This window comes from Pseudoflavitalea sp. G-6-1-2, assembly GCF_012927185.1.
GTDB lineage: Bacteria > Bacteroidota > Bacteroidia > Chitinophagales > Chitinophagaceae > Pseudobacter.
In genome coordinates, this window is sequence record NZ_JABBGB010000003.1 from 806,959 (window position 1) to 827,281 (window position 20,323).

The 20,323-nt window shown below is 48.3% G+C and carries 14 protein-coding genes; 10 read left to right on the forward strand and 4 right to left on the reverse strand.

All coding sequences use genetic code 11. The annotated features are described in order from the left end of the window. Positions 1-274: 274 nt before the first annotated feature. Together HHL16_RS20625 and HHL16_RS25240 are read right to left on the reverse strand one after the other, a co-directional pair. Positions 275-1,573 (reverse strand): hemolysin family protein, encoded by a 1,299-nt coding sequence (locus tag HHL16_RS20625; protein WP_169427226.1) that lies wholly within the window; start codon positions 1,571-1,573, stop codon positions 275-277. An 8-nt stretch (positions 1,574-1,581) separates the two neighbouring features. Further along, complete coding sequence (locus HHL16_RS25240; protein ID WP_169427227.1) at positions 1,582-2,193, reverse strand: phosphatase PAP2 family protein; 612 nt, start codon at positions 2,191-2,193, stop codon at positions 1,582-1,584. A gap of 45 nt (positions 2,194-2,238) precedes the next feature. Here HHL16_RS25240 and HHL16_RS20635 point away from each other — a divergent pair, with 45 nt between their 5' ends. From HHL16_RS20635 to HHL16_RS20660, 6 genes are all read left to right on the forward strand, one after another. Next, complete coding sequence (locus tag HHL16_RS20635) at positions 2,239-4,242, forward strand: alkaline phosphatase family protein (protein WP_169427228.1); 2,004 nt, start codon at positions 2,239-2,241, stop codon at positions 4,240-4,242. A gap of 130 nt (positions 4,243-4,372) precedes the next feature. Continuing rightward, positions 4,373-6,451 carry a hypothetical protein gene (locus HHL16_RS20640; RefSeq protein ID WP_169427229.1) on the forward strand — a complete coding sequence of 693 codons (2,079 nt, stop codon included), beginning with the start codon at positions 4,373-4,375 and terminating at the stop codon, positions 6,449-6,451. A gap of 684 nt (positions 6,452-7,135) precedes the next feature. Continuing rightward, on the forward strand, positions 7,136-8,515 hold the full coding sequence (gene glmM, locus HHL16_RS20645) for a phosphoglucosamine mutase (RefSeq protein WP_169427230.1): 1,380 nt from the start codon (positions 7,136-7,138) through the stop codon (positions 8,513-8,515). Positions 8,516-8,675: 160 nt separating this feature from the next. Then, positions 8,676-9,806 carry a cysteine desulfurase family protein gene (locus tag HHL16_RS20650; protein ID WP_169427231.1) on the forward strand — a complete coding sequence of 377 codons (1,131 nt, stop codon included), beginning with the start codon at positions 8,676-8,678 and terminating at the stop codon, positions 9,804-9,806. A 26-nt stretch (positions 9,807-9,832) separates the two neighbouring features. Next, on the forward strand, positions 9,833-11,224 hold the full coding sequence (locus HHL16_RS20655; protein ID WP_169427232.1) for an alpha-amylase family glycosyl hydrolase: 1,392 nt from the start codon (positions 9,833-9,835) through the stop codon (positions 11,222-11,224). Between the two features lie 17 nt (positions 11,225-11,241). Next, on the forward strand, positions 11,242-12,774 hold the full coding sequence (locus HHL16_RS20660) for a gluconokinase (protein ID WP_169427233.1): 1,533 nt from the start codon (positions 11,242-11,244) through the stop codon (positions 12,772-12,774). Positions 12,775-12,996: 222 nt separating this feature from the next. On the opposite strand, the gene HHL16_RS20665 is transcribed toward HHL16_RS20660, so the two are convergent. Both HHL16_RS20665 and mutS read right to left on the reverse strand, forming a co-directional pair. Then, entirely contained in the window at positions 12,997-14,511 is a 1,515-nt protein-coding gene (locus HHL16_RS20665) for a PA14 domain-containing protein (RefSeq protein WP_169427234.1), read from the reverse strand. 432 nt (positions 14,512-14,943) lie between these two features. Next, the gene (gene mutS, locus HHL16_RS20670) at positions 14,944-17,556 is read right to left on the reverse strand and encodes a DNA mismatch repair protein MutS (protein ID WP_169427235.1); all 2,613 of its coding nucleotides are present in this window, start codon (positions 17,554-17,556) and stop codon (positions 14,944-14,946) included. A 96-nt stretch (positions 17,557-17,652) separates the two neighbouring features. Here mutS and HHL16_RS20675 point away from each other — a divergent pair, with 96 nt between their 5' ends. From HHL16_RS20675 to def, 4 genes are all read left to right on the forward strand, one after another. Then, positions 17,653-18,201, forward strand: a complete 549-nt coding sequence (locus tag HHL16_RS20675; protein WP_240966284.1) for an RNA methyltransferase — start codon at positions 17,653-17,655, stop codon at positions 18,199-18,201. Next, positions 18,198-19,094 carry a UbiA-like polyprenyltransferase gene (locus HHL16_RS20680; protein ID WP_169427236.1) on the forward strand — a complete coding sequence of 299 codons (897 nt, stop codon included), beginning with the start codon at positions 18,198-18,200 and terminating at the stop codon, positions 19,092-19,094. The genes HHL16_RS20675 and HHL16_RS20680 overlap by 4 nt, the downstream gene beginning before the upstream one ends. 18 nt (positions 19,095-19,112) lie before the next feature. Further along, positions 19,113-19,526 carry a Holliday junction resolvase RuvX gene (gene ruvX, locus HHL16_RS20685; protein ID WP_169427237.1) on the forward strand — a complete coding sequence of 138 codons (414 nt, stop codon included), beginning with the start codon at positions 19,113-19,115 and terminating at the stop codon, positions 19,524-19,526. 219 nt (positions 19,527-19,745) lie between these two features. Further along, the gene (def, locus tag HHL16_RS20690; protein ID WP_169427238.1) at positions 19,746-20,321 is read left to right on the forward strand and encodes a peptide deformylase; all 576 of its coding nucleotides are present in this window, start codon (positions 19,746-19,748) and stop codon (positions 20,319-20,321) included. Positions 20,322-20,323: the final 2 nt, after the last annotated feature.

The window sequence follows — 20,323 nt, forward strand, 5'->3', positions numbered from 1 at the left end:
GTGCCTGCGGTCTGTGTGTTTTTCCATACCTGCGTAGGGGTAAGGCCTCACTTGATTGTTTATATAGCAAGTACTTTATGTTTTACACTTCCCGGAATGCGGGCGGCTGGAGGGCTGCTTGCATTTTCGGTTTTTATCACCATCGTCCCCGTAATTTTTTAGTAGCCGGAATAGAAATGAATTCCTTGAAAACTGCTGTCGATAACAGCGCCATCCTCCGGATTATTCTGGTGGGTGGCGCCATCACTGCGCTGTTATTCAGTAAGAGTGGGAATTAATTATCGTCCATATTCTCTTTGATCTCATCCGAAATGTGCACCAGCACTTTATCGATGCGCTGTGCATCCATGTCGATGATCTCAAATTTGAATCCCTGCCAGTCGAGGGTATCGCCGGTTTGCGGAATGCGTTCGAGTTTATGCAGAATAAATCCGGCGAGCGTATCGAACTCCTGTTCGCCTTCATTCATCCATTCTGTTTTTTCGAAGTGTGTGAGGAAGTCGTAGAAAGGTATTTGTCCGTCTACAAGATAGGAGCCGTCTTCGCGTTCGCGCACTTCATAATCTTCGATATCCATCTGCGGCAGATCGCCCACGATGGCTTCGAGGATATCGTTGAGGGTGATCATTCCCTGCAATGTGCCGTACTCGTCCACAATAAAGCAGGCATGTATCTTCTGTTTCTTGAATTTCTCCAGAACAGTGTAAGCGGTAATGTTTTCGGGTACAAAGAGTGCTGGTTTCATGATAGCGCCGAACACGGTGAGATCATTGGTAACGTACAAATCTTTCAATGATACCACGCCTTTGAGGTTATCGAGGCTTCCTTCGCAGATGGGATATACCGAATGAGGTTCGCGAATAATCTTTTCCTTCATCTTCACTTCGTTGTCCGAACTGTCGAACCAGATGATGTCGCTGCGGTGCGTCATTATCGAAGTGATATTGCGGTCTCCGAGATGGAAAACCCTTTCGATGATTTCCTGCTCAGCTTCTTCGATGGTGCCTTGTTCGGTTCCTTCGCTGATGATGGCTTTGATCTCTTCTTCCGTTACCTGTGTGTCTTTGGCTTTGATGCCTAAGAGTTTCACCAGCAGGTGGGTGCTTTTGGTAAGCAGCCAGATGAATGGATAGGTGGCGAGACTGAGCAAACGCATGGGAGCCGCCACATTTTTTGCAATGGCTTCCGGGCGCGATAGCCCCAGTCTTTTGGGAACCAGCTCTCCGAGCACCAATGAAAAATACGTAACGGCCACTACGATGATGGCAGTGGCGAGTCCGCTTGAATATGGTCGTGTAAGGTCGAATTGCTGCAACCAGATAACGATACCTGATTTCAGTTTCTCACCGGAGAAGATACCGGTAAGGATACCTATGAGTGTGATTCCGATCTGTACTGTACTGAGGAACGTGTCGGGGTGACTGGCCAGTTCTAGTGCTTCCCTGGCTCTTTTGTCGCCCTTATTGGCCTGGGCTTCGAGCCTTGCCTTGCGTGCTGATACCAGGGCGATCTCTGCCATCGAAAATAATCCGTTCAGTAAAATCAATCCCAGTATTATAAAAACTTCTCCCATTGCCGGCTTTATTTGTCTAGACTTAGCGTACCTATCTGTCGGTTAAACATTTTTCCTGTAAAATATCCTATGCCACAGCCTAATAATGATCCACAAAATACGTCAAAAGGATAATGTACGCCTACATATATTTGAGTGTACCCGATAATAAAAGCCCAAAAGAAGAAAATCCATGCGAATTTTCCTATAACCGGCCTCAATGTTAAGAAAAAGAACATAGCCTGCGCAAAATGGCTGGTGGCATGCGAAGAGGTGAAACTGGAGCTTCTGGGGCAATACTTGATGAAAAATCTTAATTGCTGAGACAGTTCCGGATCCTGACAGGGACGGGTACGCATTATAGTCTGTTTGATGATCTGACTGCTGAACACATCGGCCAGAGCCGCAGTAACAACAATGCCCAGAAACCACCACCAGCCCTTCACTTTGAAGTTGAAGGCCACAAAAAGCAGCAGGAAAAGATAGAGGGGAATCCAGAAAAGCGTTTCCCGCATATAGGGGAGAACGGTGTCGAAGAAGTTATTTCCCCAGTTCTGATTGATATGTTTGATCAGCCAGCTGTCTGCCGGCTGAATTAGTTTCCAGAATGTTAAGAAGCATGTGCCTGAGTCGAAAATCATAACTACAAAAATAAAAACTATAATTTTAGCGCCTATTTTCTTTCTATGAAACAATTTATCAGAAGATTACCGGCCCTGGTTCGCTGGATCGGCTCGATCGGATTGATCTTTTTCATCCTCTTTACCCTCATGCGCCTGGGGATGTACCTCTTTTTCAATAAGCAGGGATACAGCCTCGGACAGCTTACGGATGCCTTTTTTCTCGGCGCCCGCTACGATCTCCGGATCATCAGCCTCGTACTTCTGATCATTTTGCTGCTGGGCAGTCTTCCCTGGCTGCATCCGTTCAAAAGCAATTTCGGCAGGCGCTGGTGGAATGTAATATTAACGATTGTCTGCTTCTTCCTGTTGTTCTTCTTTGTAGTTGATTATGCGCACTATGCTTATCTCGTACAAAGATTGAATGCCAGTGTGCTCAATTACCTCGAAGATGCCGGCATCAGCACCAGCATGGTATGGCAGAGTTATCCCGTTATCAGACTGGTTCTTGGCCTGCTGATCGGAACCTGGTTCATCGTTTGGCTCATCAAACGCTCCTGGCGCAGGATTCAGGCCAGCGCCCAACCCGTAAGCAAGAAAATGCGCATCGGATCTTTCATCGGTTGCTTTCTGATCTTCGGTTTTCTGATCTTCGGAAAGTTCAATCAGTATCCGCTTCGCTGGAGCGATGCATTTGCATTGGGCAGCGATTACAAAGCCAATCTCTCACTCAATCCATTCGAATCTTTCTTCAATACACTCAAGTTCCGCGCTAATCAGTACGATATCAAAAAGGTGAAGGAATTCTTCCCTGTGATAAAACAATACTACAACCTCGATGCCAATACTCCGGAGTTGCAGTACGAAAGAAAAGTGCTGCCGCGCACTACCAATACGCTCACATCGAAACCGAATATTGTTCTGGTGATCTGTGAATCGTTCAGCGGATACAAAAGTTCCATGTGGGGCAATCCGCTCAATACTACACCTTTCTTCGATCAGATGTGTAAATCGGGGATGTTCTTCGAGCGCTGCTTCACGCCTACCTACGGCACTGCCCGCGGTGTATGGGCCACACTCACCGGAATGCCCGATGTGGAGATGCCGAAGACTGCCAGCCGCAACCCGTCTGCTGTGGATCAGCACATCATCATCAACGATTTCACCGACTACGAAAAATTCTATCTCATCGGTGGCAGCACCAGCTGGGCCAATATGCGCGGACTGCTCACCAACAATATCCAGAACCTCCATCTCTACGAACAGGATGATTACGAAGTGCCCAAAGTAGATGTGTGGGGAATCAGCGATAAGAATCTTTTCCTCGAATCGAACAAGATACTCGCAAAGCAAACCAGGCCGTTCTTTGCGGTGATCCAAACGGCCGATAACCATCGCCCGTACACCATTCCGGAAGAAGATCAGAAAGAATTCAAAACCATCAATGTTCCGCAGGATTCCCTTCGCAAATACGGATTTGAATCGCTTCCCGAAGTGAATGCTTTCCGCTATACCGATTTCTGTTATCAGAAATTCATCGAAGCAGCGAGCAAGGAAAAATATTTCGATAACACTTTATTCGTATTCATCGGCGATCACGGCATTCCCGGCAATGCAGGAACCATGTTCCCCGATGCATGGACGGAGCAGCGTCTCACATCTGAGCATGTGCCGCTGCTGTTCTACGCACCGAAACTGATTGCGCCCGAACGCCGTTCGCAATTATGTTCTCAGATGGATGTACTGCCCACTATCGCGGGTCTCAGCAATATCCCTTACGTGAACAGTTCATTGGGAAAAGATCTGCTGGATACCACTTCCAAAAAGTTTGCGTTTATCTTTGATCCGGACAATACCCTCATCGGTGCCGTGAAAGGAGATTATTTCTATCGCGAACAACTGAAAACGAAGAAAGCAGAATTCGTATCGGTGGTTAACAACAACAAACCCGGCACTGACGCTGCTACGATGGCCGAGCGCGAGCAACTGAAGCAACTGAGCGAGGCCATTTACGAAACAGCGAAATATCTGTTGCTGAACAACAAGAAGAAAGTTCCGCCTGCGAAATAACAGCGGCATCAACTTCTATCAAAATATATCCGGGTTTCGTGAAAGCGAAACCCGGTTTTCCAATCCTGCAGAAGAGCCTCATACACATCCGGTATCCCTCACTGCCCATGGCAACCCTAAACAAACCTGCATGAAAAGTGGATTCACCGGATTACTGATCGCATTCGCATTCATCGCCTGCAATGATGCCGACAAGTCTGCATCGAAAAACGCATTGGCCGAAAATCGTCCTGCACCCTGCAATTCTTCTTCGAAGATCACCACCATCACTCCCGATGATGTGTATGACCTGAGTGGTTATGCGCACATCTCGCGCGTGAGTCCTTACAATCTCTTCGACGAAAATTATTTCGATCCGAAGGATCGCTTTGCCACCGAATTCCCGAAAACTTCTCCGCATCCGAAGAAGGGAATCAACTTATATTTCAAAGATGGCGGAAGCCGCATTGTAGTTGATCTCCGTGCGCCGCATAAATTATCGAACATCACGCTCTACGATCGTTCAAAACAATCCGACAGCGTATTCATCTACACTGGCACCATGCGCAACTGGAAACTCAAAGCAGCATTCAGTACCAAAGGAGATCCTGCAGGGTGGGGCTGGCGCAATATCAGTATTCAGGACAGCACTCAATACGTAATGTTCCGATTCAGCAGTCCGGAGGCCGACATCACCGAAGCAATTATGTACGGATGCCCGCTCGCAACGCTTCCTCCACCAGCACCAGCCGAGTACACCGGTCCGCGCCTCGAACCCAAAATGATGAAGGAATTCCTCGGCGTCAATTGCTACCAGGGCACCGATATCCGCTGGATGAAACCATTCTACTACTCCCGCGTATACACCAGCATCAGCCGCATCGATGTAGACAACGTAGACAACTGGCCCAACATAAAATATTTCATCACACCACATGGCTGGTGGAACAATGGCACCAACGATTACGTGCTGTATGCAGACAGCATCACCCGCGATGTGGGCAACAAAGTCTGGTATGCCTATCTCGGTGTACCTGCATGGATGGAGAAGAAGGGATTATGGAATGAAGACAGGCCCGTTACCAAAATCGGCATGAACCCCGAAGATCCGATGAGCTACGCACGGCATGCCAACATGATGTGGACCATGGCCGCCTGCTACGGCACCACCAAAGTAGACACCAATCTCATTCGCTCGATAGAACCACATCGATTCTCCGGCCGCAACATCATGACCATCTATGAAAACGGCAATGAAACCGATGCCGCCTGGGGAGGCAACAAATATTGCAATCCTGTTTCTTACTTCGCGCAAAGCACAGCAGATTACGATGGCAATGAAGGCCGCATGGGATCTACCTTCGGCATCAAGAATGCAGATCCCAACAGCAACCTCATGCTCGCCGGATTCACCAGCTTCGATGTAGATCGACTGCGCGTATTGCAGTTCCTCTGCAACACACTTCGCGACGATAAAAAATTCCTCTGGAATGGGGGCATTCAATACCACTATTACTCCAGCAATGGAAAAGGCGATCACCCCACAGATATCTTCACCAGCGCCACAGCCGGCATAACACCTGAAGAAGATAGCCTGCGTCAGAAAATGACCAAAGCACGAAACGAAACCTACAAGCTGCAACCCAATGTAGAATGCATTCTCGGAGAATATGGATACGACAAAAGCCGCACCAGCAAGGTATCTGCGCCACTCGTTCCGGGCTACAACCAATCTGAAAGTCAGGGACTGATGCTGGTCCGCGCCATCAATCTCATTGCCTTCTCCGGCTTCGACAGGTACATCATCTATTGGGTGAAAGACGATGCCGACGAAAATGATCCGGGCCTCTTCATCACCAGCGGTATCCTGCGACAGACGGGCAATTTCCAGTTCTCGCCATATCCCGCCTGGTTTTACATCAACACTTTTGTACATCATCTAGGCAACTACATTCCCGAAAAAATAATCAAAGAGCAGGGTGATGTATGGATCTACAAATATCGCAACAAAGTCTCTCCTGATTCAGCAGCCTACTTCGTATACTGTCCAACGCGCAACGGAAAAAAAGTGAATGCATTCACCTTGCAAACCGGCGGAGTATCTGCTACTGAAGTATCACTGAAAGATAAAATGCCGGAAGGAATAATCACTCCGCTGCAAATCAGCAATGGCACTGTAAACATAAACGTTAGTGAGGCGCCAAAGCTAATACTGGTGAAGGAAAAATAGTATGCAGCCGGAGGCGGGGCAGCAACGCGGCAGACAAATATGCCCGGCAGAGCAGTATCTCCGATGGGCGTTGGTCAAATCGGATTAAGCGATAGTAATACTTTTCAGCTTTCGCGCAACATATTTGAAGGCCTGCGTTGCTGAACCCCGCCTCCGGCTGATCGCTGAATGTGCAACAGTAAACTTTGAAAAGGTTCATGCTTCTTCTGTTGATCATGTGATGCATTGTGCTGCTCATTATTTTGACATTCATTCATCAGTTGCCTTTTATCTGCTGCACCTTCAGCGACGTGCAGCAAAGGGATATGCAACGTTGGCCTACAAATATGTTGTACTGCAGTTCAGCCTTGTGTCGAAGTTCCATCCGATTCGATAATGTCGATCGGAGATACTGCTCTGCCGGGCATATTTGTCAGCCGCGTCTCATATCCCTTTGTGAAACCATTCCTGCAATAGACATTCTAAACATGCCATTTAATGAGTCTGTAATTACTCAGTAACTGATCATCCAAACAATCGATTGATAACATTTCTCATATCCGCCTGTTGCCTTCATCCGGGCCTCCAGCCGCAAAAAACAGGGAAATAGGGCATATTTAGGGCTCCAATGTTGGTAAAATACCCGGAACTGGTAATCAGAACCTGCTGGTAAACACTTATTTTTGTACCCTTAATTTTGGAACCTTGGCATTGATAAAAAGCATATCAGGCATTCGCGGAACAATTGGCGGCAACCCTGGCGATAACCTGACACCACTCGACATCGTAAAGTTCACTGCTGCTTATGGCAACTGGATTCTCAGCAAAGATCTTCCCAAAAAGATTGTGATTGGTCGTGATGGACGCATCAGCGGCGCTATGGTGCAGCAGCTGGTTGTGAACACACTCATCGGTCTGGGAATCGATGTGATCGATACAGGTCTCAGCACAACACCAACTGTTGAGCTCGCCGTTGTCTGGGAAAATGCAGGTGGTGGCATCATCATCACAGCAAGCCATAATCCCAAAGAATGGAATGCACTGAAACTGCTGAACAATGCAGGTGAATTCATCAGCGGAGAAGATGGAGCAATCATCCTCGAATCAGCTGCAAAAGAAGATTTCAAATTTGCAACGGTGGACAAACTCGGACAGTACACTGTTAACGAAACCACTTTGCAAAAACACATCGATACCATCCTCCACTATCCACTGGTTGATGTAAATGCTATCCGCGAAAAGAACTACAAAGTAGTAGTGGATGTGATCAACTCCACCGGTGCACTGGTAGTACCCGATCTGCTCAAAGCACTCGGCGTTGGCGAAGTGATTGTGCTCAACGGAGAAGTAACCGGAAAGTTTGCACACAATCCCGAACCATTGCCTGAAAATCTCACTGAACTTGCCAATGCCGTACGCTCACATAAAGCAGACCTGGGCATTGCAGTAGATCCGGATGTAGACAGACTCTGCTTCGTTTGTGAAGATGGCAGCATGTTCGGAGAAGAATACACGCTGGTTGCAGTGGCCGACTATGTGCTGAGCAAAAGACCCGGCAATACCGTGAGCAATATGAGCAGCACCAAGGCACTGAAAGAAGTGACCATCAAACAGGGCGGCGAATATTTCCCCTCAGCAGTAGGAGAGGTGAATGTAGTGAAGAAGATGAAAGAGAAGAATGCTGTTATCGGTGGCGAAGGCAACGGAGGCATCATTGTACCCGATCTGCATTACGGACGTGATGCACTGATCGGTATCGGTCTCTTCCTGAGCGCGCTGGCAGCACATAAGAATGGCATCAAATCGTTCCGTGCAAAATATCCCGATTACTATATCTCCAAGAATAAGATCGAGCTCACCAATGGCATCGATCTGAACGCCATTTTCGACAAGATCAAGGCGAAATACAAAAATCAACCGGTAAACACTGAAGATGGACTGAAGATCGAATTCGACTCGGACTGGGTGCATCTCCGCAGTTCCAACACCGAGCCGATCATCCGGATCTATGCCGAAAGCAGCTTCGAAACAACGGCCAATAACATCGCTTTACGCCTCATGCAAGACATAAGGGAGTCAATCTAAGGCTATTAATGTACTCAAACTCCGGTTTTGTACAGGATAATTTCCTTTTCGTCATACCCTTTGATGTAATGAGTGTGGTTTAGAAATAATTTCGGAAATTTGCGCCGGAATTATAACGGGCAGTCAGCCGGAAGGTCAGCTGTCAAATAAACTACACGCAATGACTCAACGTATCTATTTCGATAATGCGGCAACCACACCATTGGATGCTACTGTGCTGGAAGCAATGATGCCTTACCTTACGGATAAGTTCGGTAACCCGAGTTCAATCTATTCATATGGACGAGAGAGCAGACTGGCTATCGAGAATGCCCGTAAATCCGTAGCAAAGATCCTCAATGCACATCCTGCAGAGATCTTCTTCACATCAGGCGGAACGGAAAGTTCCAATACCGCTATCTGTGCGGCAGTGAGAGACCTCGGATGCAAACATATCATCACATCACCTATCGAGCACCATGCTACACTCCATACAGTAGAAAATCTCTACCATCGCGGAGAAGCAGCGCTCAGTTATGTGAAACTCTTACCAAACGGACATATCGACCTGGAAGATCTGGAGCAGATCCTCGCGGGCAGCGAAGAGAAATGTGTGGTAACGCTGATGCATGCGAACAACGAGATCGGCAATATGCTCGACATAAATGCAGTAGGGGAGCTTTGTAAAATGTACAATGCCATTTTCCATTCAGATACTGTGCAGACAGTAGGGCATTTCCCTTTCGATCTGCGCAATACACCAGTGCATTTCATCACCGGAGCCGGACATAAATTCCACGGACCCAAAGGAGTGGGCATTCTCTACATCAATGAGAATGTGAAGATCAAGCCTTTCATTCAGGGAGGAGGACAGGAGCGCAACATGCGTGCCGGTACCGAAAACCTGTATGGAGTGGTAGGTTTCGCGAAAGCGCTGGAAATGGCTACCGAAGGATACGAAACAGAAAGCGCCCATATCAAGGGACTGAAATTATACATGATCGAGCAATTGAAGAAGAACATCAAAGGTGTTAGCTTCAATGGTGATCCGCTTGGCCGCAGCCTTTACACGGTGGTGAGCGTATCATTCCCTAAAACAGAGAAATCTGAAATGATACTCTTCAATCTCGACATCAGCAATATCTGCGCAAGTGGCGGCAGCGCCTGCACCAGCGGAGCCGATGCCGGTTCGCATGTGATCCGCGCCATCAACAACAACCCTAATCAGGTTACCGTTCGTTTCTCGTTCAGCAAACAGAACACCAAAGAGGAGATCGACTTCGTAGTGGAGAAATTGAAGGAGATGATTTAACTTGGTTGCTCTAATCTGAGCAAACCATGACTTCATTCATACAACGTATTCTGGCGATGACTGCAGTAACAAGCTGCTTCATCGCCAGTTGTGCTTCCGGCCCCGACAAAGAGAAAGCAACAGAAAACAACAGCGGGAAAGATACCATTGCCGTAGCGCCGCCTCCGGATTGGATAAAGCAATCCAACGTCTACGAAGTGAATGTGCGCCAGTACACCAAAGAAGGAACCTTCTCAGCGTTCTCCTCGTCTCTGCCCCGACTGAAAGAAATGGGGGTGGATGTTCTGTGGTTCATGCCCATAACACCCATCAGCAAAGCAGACCGCAAAGGAACGCTCGGCAGTTATTATGCAGTATCGGATTACACTGCTGTGAACCCTGATTTCGGTACATTGGAAGATTTCAAAAAGCTGGTGCGCGAAGCACATGCGATGGGCTTCAAAGTGATCACCGATTGGGTAGCCAACCACACCGGCGCCGATCACAAATGGCTGGCCACACATGCCGATTTCTACAACCGTGGTAAAGATGGTCAACCCATCTACGCATTCGACTGGAGCGATACCCGCGATCTCAATTACGATAACAAAGAGCTGCGCGACAGCATGACCGCTGCCATGCAATTCTGGCTTCGCGAAACCGATATCGATGGCTTCCGCTGCGACGTAGCTGCTGAAGTGCCCGCCGATTTCTGGAAGCAATGCATCGCGGATCTGAAGAAAACAAAACCCGGTATTTTCATGCTCGCCGAAGGCGATAATGGTGAATTGCACCGGGCAGGATTCGATGCGAGTTATGCATCGGATATGTTCCAGCATACCAAAATGATAGTGGCCGGAACCCGCGATGCACTTACCCTCGACTCTGTGCTTACCCGCGAAGATGAAGGTTTCCCCAAAGGTGCCATCCGCCTCTATTTCACCAGCAACCACGATGAGAACAGCTGGAACAAAAGCGATTTCGGCACTTATCCCGGTCAGTCACATTGGCCATTTATGGTATTCACGCAAACCATGCGCAACGGTGTTCCATTGATCTACAGCGGACAGGAAGAACCGATCCTTCGTGCCATTCCTTTCTTCGAGAAAGACAATATGGATATGAAGCACTTCAGGCGTGCGAAGATTTACAAAACCCTGCTGGAACTTCGCAAGAGCAATCCTGCATTGAGTACCGATGCCAGTTTCAAAAAGATTTCTGTGGGGGATGATAAAGCTCTCTACGCATACGTACGCGAAAAAGACAATCGTAAAATTCTGGTGATACTCAATCTCTCTCCCAAAGAGCAGACGATCCAGATAAAAGATACTTCCCTGGCAGGCAACCCGATGAATATTTTCATGGGCTCCAAAGAACCCATCAGTGTAGGGCTCAGCTTCGGCATCGAGCCCTGGGGATATATCGTGTACGAATATTAATACAAGCTAACGCGTTCATGCAATTCATTATCGGACTCGACATTGGAACAACGCATACCAAAGCAATCGCCCAGCAAAGCGATGGAGTTGTGGTGGCCGTAACATCCGCAGGATACCTGCCCATCACAGCCCCCGATGGACGGTATGAACTGGATTGCGAAGAGCTGTTGCAGGCCGTTACCAATGTATTGCAACAACTGATGCAGTCGCTGAAACAGCAGGGCATTGCGCAGGCCCCGTCTGCACTGGCTTTCAGCAGTGCCATGCATAGTCTCATTGCAGTGGATGCGCAACTGCATCCGCTTACCAACTGCATTACCTGGGCCGATCTCAGAAGTATTGAACAGGCAGAACGGCTTCGTGCAACCGATATGGCGATGGAGCTGTATCGGAACACAGGTACTCCTGTGCATGCGATGTCTCCGCTCTGCAAGCTCATCTGGATCGGAGAGACCATGCCGGAGCTTCATCGCAATGCAGCGTCTTTTATCGGCATCAAGGAATATGTGATGGCGCATATGACGGGTGAGCGCATAATCGATCACAGCATAGCTTCCGCAACTGGTTTATTCGATATCCATAACAGAAGCTGGTTCAGGCCAGCGCTTGCATTGGCAGGTATCGACGAAAATCGGTTGTTCGACCCAGTTAGTACCGATCATATCATACAGGGCATCACAGAAGAGTGGGCTACCTGCACGGGTCTGCCTCAGAATATTAAGCTCATTGCAGGTGCCAGCGATGGCTGCCTCGCCAATATCGGTAGCAATGCACTCTATCCCGGCGATCTCAGTGTAACGGTGGGTACATCAGGTGCAGTACGGATGTTATCGGATACGCCTCAGACTCACCCGCAGGCCAGCGTGTTCAACTACATTCTCGATGATGAATATTTTGTCTGCGGAGGTCCGCTGAACAATGGGGGAGCGCTGTTGCAATGGTATGCAAAACAATTGCTGCAACGCGATGTACAGGCAGATACAGACATGCAATGGTTCTTCGATGAAGCAGCCACTGTGCCTTCTGGTTCAGACGGATTACTTTTTCTTCCTTACGTGCGCGGAGAACGCGCACCCGTGTGGGATGCGGGCGCCAAAGCCGCATTCGTTGGTCTCGATCACCGGCATACGCGTGCACACGAGATGCGTGCACTCATCGAAGGCATCAACTATTCCATCTGCGATATCACCGATGCAGTTGCACAAACTGCCGGCAGCATTCAAAATGTATTTCTGAGTGGTGGCATCACCCGATCACCTCAATGGATGCAATGGCTGGCCAACGCGATGGGTAAGCCATTGCAGGTTTCCGGTAATGCCGATGCATCTGCACTTGGCGCGGCTATTCTAGGATGGAAAGCGCTAGGGCATCTGAAGTCCCTGACAGATGCGCGGGATTTTTTTCAGGTTGCTCACACCTATCAGCCGGATAGGCTCACCCACCAATTGCACCAACAATTTTTCAGCGTCTACCGCAACCTCTACACATCACTGCAAAGCAGCTTTAAAGCTTTGCAAACTATCCGGCATACGCATAATGATTTTCTTTAACATTTTATTCTGTTAAGTTATTGCCAACTGGCGTGGGGATTGAACTACGGGCTGCGTACAAGAGCGGAGTTTTCCGCGTCTTACAATTCTGTGGTTAAGTTTGAATTGGTCATCGCGCAACGTGACCAGGACTGCCGGGCGAAAGTCCGGCAGTTTTCTTTTGTCCAATGCAAAAAGCAGCAGAGCCGAAGCTCCGCTGCTATTCCACTTTTTTCCTGCTCCTTATGGCATCACGATCGCCTGTTTGAGCACCAGCTCATTACCGGCAAATACATGCACCACGTAGGTTCCTCTGGAGAGAGGCGTTTGTTGTAAAGGCAGGGTTGCTATCTGTCCACGGGCCATTGAGCCCAGATCTTTTTTCAGCAATTGCTGTCCTGCAATATTTCTGATCACCACCTGCAACTGGCTATGATCTTTTTCTGATTGAATGAAAAGCTGTTTATGCTGATCGAGTAAGGTTGGGTAAATTTTTGCCGATGTGGAAAGTTTTGTGTTGATGTTTACGATGGCTGAATATTTTTCAGGACCATCCTTGTCGATGATCTTCAAACGATAGAAAGCTGAACCTGATGGGGCATTGCGATCGTTGTAGCTGTATCGTCTGCCATTGGGTACCGCCACTGCTTCGGTTGATTTTACTTCTCCGATTGCATTGTATTGTCTGCCATCCGTACTGCGTTCGATCACAAAGCGGTCTTCAGTGCTTTCCTTGCTGGTGGTCCAGCTGAGGGTTGAGCCGCTGCCGGTATTCCTTCCGTCGAAACTGATGAGGTTAACGGGAAGGGTTGACCCATAATTGAAGAACACACGGTTAGGGCCATGATTGCCGTAATATTCAAGCACCATGTTGATGTAACCTCCGGTCAGTTTTATTGCTTTGGAAGTCATATTGAAAGCAGCCTGATCGGCCCATTTGTCGATGATCCAGGTTGCGCCACCATCAAGGCTGAGACGATAACCGTCGTCGCCACCGGCAGTGAAGAGGAACCAGCCTGCGGCGAAACTCTTTCTCAGCCTGAAGCGTACGCTGAAAGTTTCTGCAATAGGGCGGCATGCATTGGTGGGAATAGTGGCTGTGGGGCCTCCCCAGTCTTTATCGATCTTTGAATTGCCATCACTTCCCCAATCTTCACCCATGTAGGTGTTGAAATTCTTTCCATCGTAGTAATAAGCTTTCCAATAGGTATCCTGGCCGTAAGTTTCTGTAGGGATAGTGCTCATACAGCTGGAAACACTGTAGGCAAAACTTACCCTGTTGGTAGATTTATTGCCGTAGTATTCCACTACGAGATTATGCGCACCGGTGGTAAGCAATACAGGCATCGTATAAACAGTGTAGGTCTGATCGAGCCATTCGTCGATCATCAGAATGCCATCGACATACAGCTTTACACCGCCACTGGAGCCAACTTTAAAGTCGTATGTACCTCCTGTAAAATTGTGTGTAAGCCTTGCGCGCATACTGAAATTACTGCCATTTGCAGGGCATGTAAAAGTTGATGGCGAAGGTTTGTAGTTTCCGCTGAGTGTGATGTCGAATGCAGGATTGCCGATGCTTGCGCGGGCGTGATAGTTGGTTAAATTAAGGTCGCGATAGAAGTAGGCGTACCATACATTGCCTGATGGTGAAACAGATTGGTTGTCGGATTGTGCTGGGCAGCTTTGGCCATGCACAGGAGTTAGGGCATAGAGCAACAATCCACTGATAAATACCAGCAGTAGTTTACTTTTCATAACGGTTTAGCGTTTTACGGGCACAAGGGTTTAAAAAAAGGGCATAACAATCCTTGTTGCTGTTTGCAGCATCAGTTTAAGGGCATAAACTAACGCATACGCAGCAACGCAGAATACGTTCGGTATCAGGTTTAAATGATCAATGCGGGTAAGTGCGCGTCAGGTGTAACCATGCGAGTGACCTATGCAGCAAACTGCTTAAATAGCACTACATGCCTGAACAACGTTCAATAAGGTTATTGTGGTTAGCATCGCTGGTAAGCGGGCGATGTTTCAAAAGGGCAGCTTAGGGAATAATGGCAGTTATTATAAGCCAGGATATTAGTTATAAGTACGGTTGGAAGCACGAATGTAACGCACGGATTTTACTTTTTAGTATACCCATGCACTTAACTCTTTCATTTATTGAGATAAAGCAAGAAATGAAAAAAATTAATTCACTTTGCTTTTAATTTCCTGCAATTTTAATAAGGCCTCTACGGGAGTGAGTCTGTTGATATCTATGTTAGCGAGTATTTGCCGTATATCGTCGAAGGTTTCGCTATGTGCATCGAAAATTGATAATTGGAATTTCTCAGTCGCTATGCTTTTTACCTTCTCATTGGTGGCTGCAACAGCAGGACCATTTCCATCTACATGCTTTTCTTCGAGCTGATGCAATATCTCGTTTGCACGTTTGATCAGTGAAGGCGGCATACCGGCCATCTTGGCCACATGGATACCGAAGCTGTGCGTAGTGCCGCCCGGCGCCAGTTTGCGCAGGAAGATCACTTTATTGCCCACCTCTTTATTGGTGATATGATAATTGCGGATGCGGGGCAGTTTATTCTCCAGCTCATTCAGTTCGTGATAGTGTGTTGCGAACAGTGTACGTGGACGGAAATCCGAATTATGCAAATGCTCCGCAATACTCCATGCAATGGAGATACCATCGTAGGTGCTGGTGCCTCTTCCGATCTCGTCGAGCAGAATCAGACTGCGTGCCGTGATATTGTTGATGATGCTGGCCGTTTCGTTCATCTCCACCATAAAAGTAGATTCGCCTCCGCTCAGGTTGTCGGATGCACCTACCCGTGTGAAAATTTTATCGGTCAATGGAATATGCGCACTGTCTGCCGGAACAAAACTTCCCATATGCGCCATCAATGTGATCAGTGCTGTCTGACGAAGTATCGCACTCTTACCGCTCATGTTCGGACCAGTAAGAATTATGATCTGTTTGCCTTCGGGATCGAGCTCTATATCGTTGGCGATATACGGTTCTCCCACCGGCAGGTTTCTTTCAATCACCGGATGGCGGCTTTCTTTCAAGCTCAGCGAATGCCCTTCGTGCAGTTGCGGTTTTTTGTAGTTGTATTGCAAGGCATTGTTGGCAAAACAGATGAGGCAATCGAGTATGGCCAGCACACTGCCGTTGAGCTGCATCGCTGCGAGATGCGGTTGCAGCGCACTGAGCAGTTCGTCGTAAAGTGCGGCTTCGATGTTCAGTATCTTTTCTTCTGCACCTACGATCTTCTCTTCGTATTCTTTCAGCTCGGGAGTGATGTATCGCTCCGCACTGGTGAGTGTTTGCTTGCGGATCCAGTCGGCAGGCACTTTGTCTTTATGCGTGTGGGTTACTTCGAGGAAGTAGCCGAATACATTGTTGAATCCGATCTTCAGGGACGAGATGCCTGTTTTCTCTGCTTCTTTCTGTTGCAGGGCATTGAGGTAATCTTTTCCGCCGCTGGCAATGGCGCGCAGCTGATCGAGTTCAGCATGGATGCCTGCTGCAATTACACCTCCTTTGGCCGCAACGGCAGGTGGGTTCTCACCAATGGTATGGTTGATTCTGTCGCGGATAGCGGCGCAGGCATCGAGCGTTTCGCTTAGTCTTTTCAGATAGGCGTTGGGACTGTCGATGGTGAGCTGCTGCAGTTCTTCGATATGCTGCAATCCTCTTGCGAGCTGCAATACTTCACGTGGACCGATCTTTCTCGTCGGGATCTTGCTCACGAGGCGTTCTACGTCGCCGGTCTGTTTAATATGATGAGTGATCTTATTGCGCAGATCCACTTCTTTGATGAAGTGCTCCACCAGATCGAGTCGCTCATTGATGCGGCCCATATCTTTCAATGGCAGCAGTATCCAGCGTTTCAGCAGTCGTGCTCCCATAGGGCTCACGGTATGATCGAGTACTTTATGCAGACTGTTGCCCAGTTCGGGACCTCCGGTGAGTTCGAGGTTGCGGATAGTGAAGCGATCCATCCAGAGATAATCTTCTCTGTCGATGCGCTGCACGCCGGTGATATGCTGCAGATTCGGATGTTCGGTATCGCGCAGGTAATGCAGCACTGCACCTGCAGCGATGAGTCCTTCGCGCATGCCTTCCACACCAAATCCTTTCAGTGAATGCGTTTGAAAATGTTTCAGCAAACTTTCCGTGGCATACGCTTCGTCGAAGATCCAGCTCTCCATGGTGTAGGTGTAGAACCTGTTGGCGAATTGCTCTTTGAACATTTTCTGGTAACTGCGCTGGAAGATCACTTCGGCAGGTCTCAGCGTCTGCAGCAGCTTTTCGATATATTCCTGATTGCCTTCGGCAACATAGAATTCTCCGGTAGAGATATCCAGAAAGGCGATGCCGCTCTGTGTTTCGGTATAATGAATGCCTGCGAGGAAGTTATTGCTGTTATGCTCCAGCATCTTGTCGTTGGTAGCGATACCGGGGGTAACCAGTTCGGTTACACCACGCTTCACGATGCCCTTGGCTGTTTTGGGATCTTCGAGCTGATCGCAGATGGCTACGCGATGGCCGGCCTTCACCAGTTTATGGAGATAGGTATCCAGTGAATGATGGGGGAAACCTGCCAGATCCAAAGCGTCGGGATCGCCGCTGTGGCGCTTGGTAAGCGTTATGCCCAACACCTGGGAAGCAACGATGGCGTCGTTGCCGAATGTTTCATAAAAATCACCTACGCGAAATAAAAGAACAGCATCAGGATACTTCTGTTTGATCGCTTTATGCTGTTGCATCATCGGGGAAACTGTGCCTGCTTTAGCCATGGGGGCAAATATAAAGGCTTTGACGGCCTCCAAAAAATCCCGGAACCGGGTGTGGAGAATTCGTGGATTGTTTCTGACAACCAATATCTTTGCAGGATGCGTAAACTTGAAATGGATGAGCTCAACCGCCTGAGTGTAGACCAGTTCAGACAGAGTGAGAAAGTACCTGTGGTGGTGGTGCTCGACAATATCCGCAGCATGCATAACGTGGGCAGTGTATTCCGTACCTGCGATGCTTTTCTGCTGCAGTGCGTGTACCTTTGCGGATATACACCGCAACCGCCGCACCGCGATATCAATAAAACCGCGCTCGGCGCTACGGAGACCGTGGAATGGAAATATTTCGATACCACCATCGCTGCGGTAGAGCAGCTGAAAGAGCAGGGGTACAGCATCTGGGCCATCGAGCAGGTACAGGACAGTGTTCCGCTGCATCAGTTTACTTACGATGCTGAAAAACCACTGGCCATTGTATTCGGCAATGAAGTGGAAGGCGTGGATGCCGATGTGGTGAAAGCCTGCCATGGCAGCATTGAAATACCTCAGCTCGGCATGAAACATTCGCTCAATATTTCAGTAGCGGCCGGCATCGTGCTCTGGGAATTGGTGAGAAGCCGTAAAAACCTTTTTAGTTCAGACAAATGACTACAGTAAAAAAATATCTCTCGCTCGTTAAGTTTTCGCATACCATTTTTGCGATGCCTTTTGCTATGATCGGATTGGTACTGGGCCTGGTATCGGAGGAATATGCACATCAGGCAAACCCCTCACCATGGTGGAGAACATTCATTCTGGTGGTACTCTGTATGGTGTTTGCAAGAAGCGCTGCCATGGCCTTCAACCGCTGGCTCGATGCGAAATTCGACGCACTCAATCCGCGTACCGCCATTCGTGAAATTCCCGCAGGTATTCTGAAAGCCGACAGCGTACTCTGGTTCACCATCGCCTGCAGTCTGCTCTTTATGGCATGCACCTGGTTCATCAATCCTATTTGTTTCTTCTTATCGCCGGTTGCGCTCTTTGTGGTACTGGGATACAGTTATACAAAACGATTCACTCCGCTTTGTCACCTGATACTCGGATTGGGATTGTCGCTGGCTCCCATCGGCGCCTATCTCGCCGTTACCGGAGTGTTCAGCATGCTTCCCATTTTCTTCTCCATTGCAGTGATCTGCTGGGTGAGCGGATTCGATATCATCTATGCTTTGCAGGATGAAACCTTCGATAAGAACAACAATCTCCATTCCATCCCAGCTGCACTGGGCGGAGCCCGCGCGCTGCGCGTATCAGAACTGCTGCACCTGATCAGCGCCGCCTGTGTGATCGCAGCCGGACTGTACGGCCATTTTGAAATGCTTTACTGGATTGGTGTTGCCGTGTTTGTGGGTATGCTCATTTATCAGCATTCCATTGTAAAACCAAACGATCTCCGCAGGGTAAATCTCGCATTCATGACGGCCAATGGCATCGCCAGCGTAGTGTTTGCGGTATTCGTAATTGCAGATCTCACCATCAGGCACGCATTGGCCTGCTGTTAATTCATTCAACAATATCTCATGGCGCGCATACTGGCAATAGATTATGGTGGAAAGCGTACAGGGCTGGCCGTTACGGACCCTCTGCAAATAGTGGCAACCGGATTAACCACCGTTGAAACGCCGCAACTCTTCAAATACCTCAAAGATTATATCAGCAAAGAACAGGTAGAGCTGATCCTCATCGGCATGCCCACCAACTGGGACGATTCCGATACCCACGCCACTCCGCTGGTGAAAAAAGCCATTGAAAGACTGAAAAAAGAATTTCCCGCAATACCCCTCAAAGAAGTGGATGAACGATACACTTCCAAAATGGCCAAACAGGCGATGATCCAGATGGGGCTTGGCAAAAAGCAACGTCAGAATAAAGCGCTGGTCGATGAAATTGCTGCCACCATCATGCTGCAGGAATATCTGCAACAGAACGTGTAGCTTCTTCCTCATTCCTCAAGATTATTGAGCTGAAATCATGAGAATAGCCACTGGAAACCCCGCCTTTGCAATTCCATGACCGATGCGGCAATTATTTTGTTATCAACCACTTATCTCAATGTGGGTCTCAAAAGGAACCTCAATCCCCTTGCCGGTACTGAATTTTGGAGTAAATTTGCAGGATTCACAAAAAACAAGCAATCAAGCAATTACTATACAATGATTCTTCCAATTGTAGCTTACGGTGCGCCTATTCTGAGAGCAGTGGCGAAAGATATTGAACCTGATTATCCCGGTCTGCCAAAGCTGATCGAAGATATGTGGGAGACCATGTATTCTTCCAATGGAGTAGGGCTGGCAGCTCCGCAAATAAATAAAGGCATCCGCATTTTCGTAGTGGACAGTGCGCAGATTTTCGAGAATCTCGAACCCGAAGACGAAAAATATCCCGATGCTCCAGGCATCAAGCAGGTGTTCATCAATGCACATATCAAATCGCTGGGTGGTGATGAATGGGCATACAACGAAGGTTGCCTCAGCATCCCCAAGATCCGCGAAGATGTTTACCGCTCGGAAGAAGTAACCCTCGAATATATGGATGAGAACTTCGTAGCACATACTCAAACATTCATTGGCGTTACTGCCCGTGTAATTCTGCACGAATACGATCACCTCGAAGGCAAACTCTTTATCGACTATCTGAAGCCGCTGAAAAAGCGCATGATCAAAGGCAAGCTCGACGATATCTCCAAAGGGAAAGTGCGCGTAGATTACAGAATGACTTTCCAGAAGTAGCC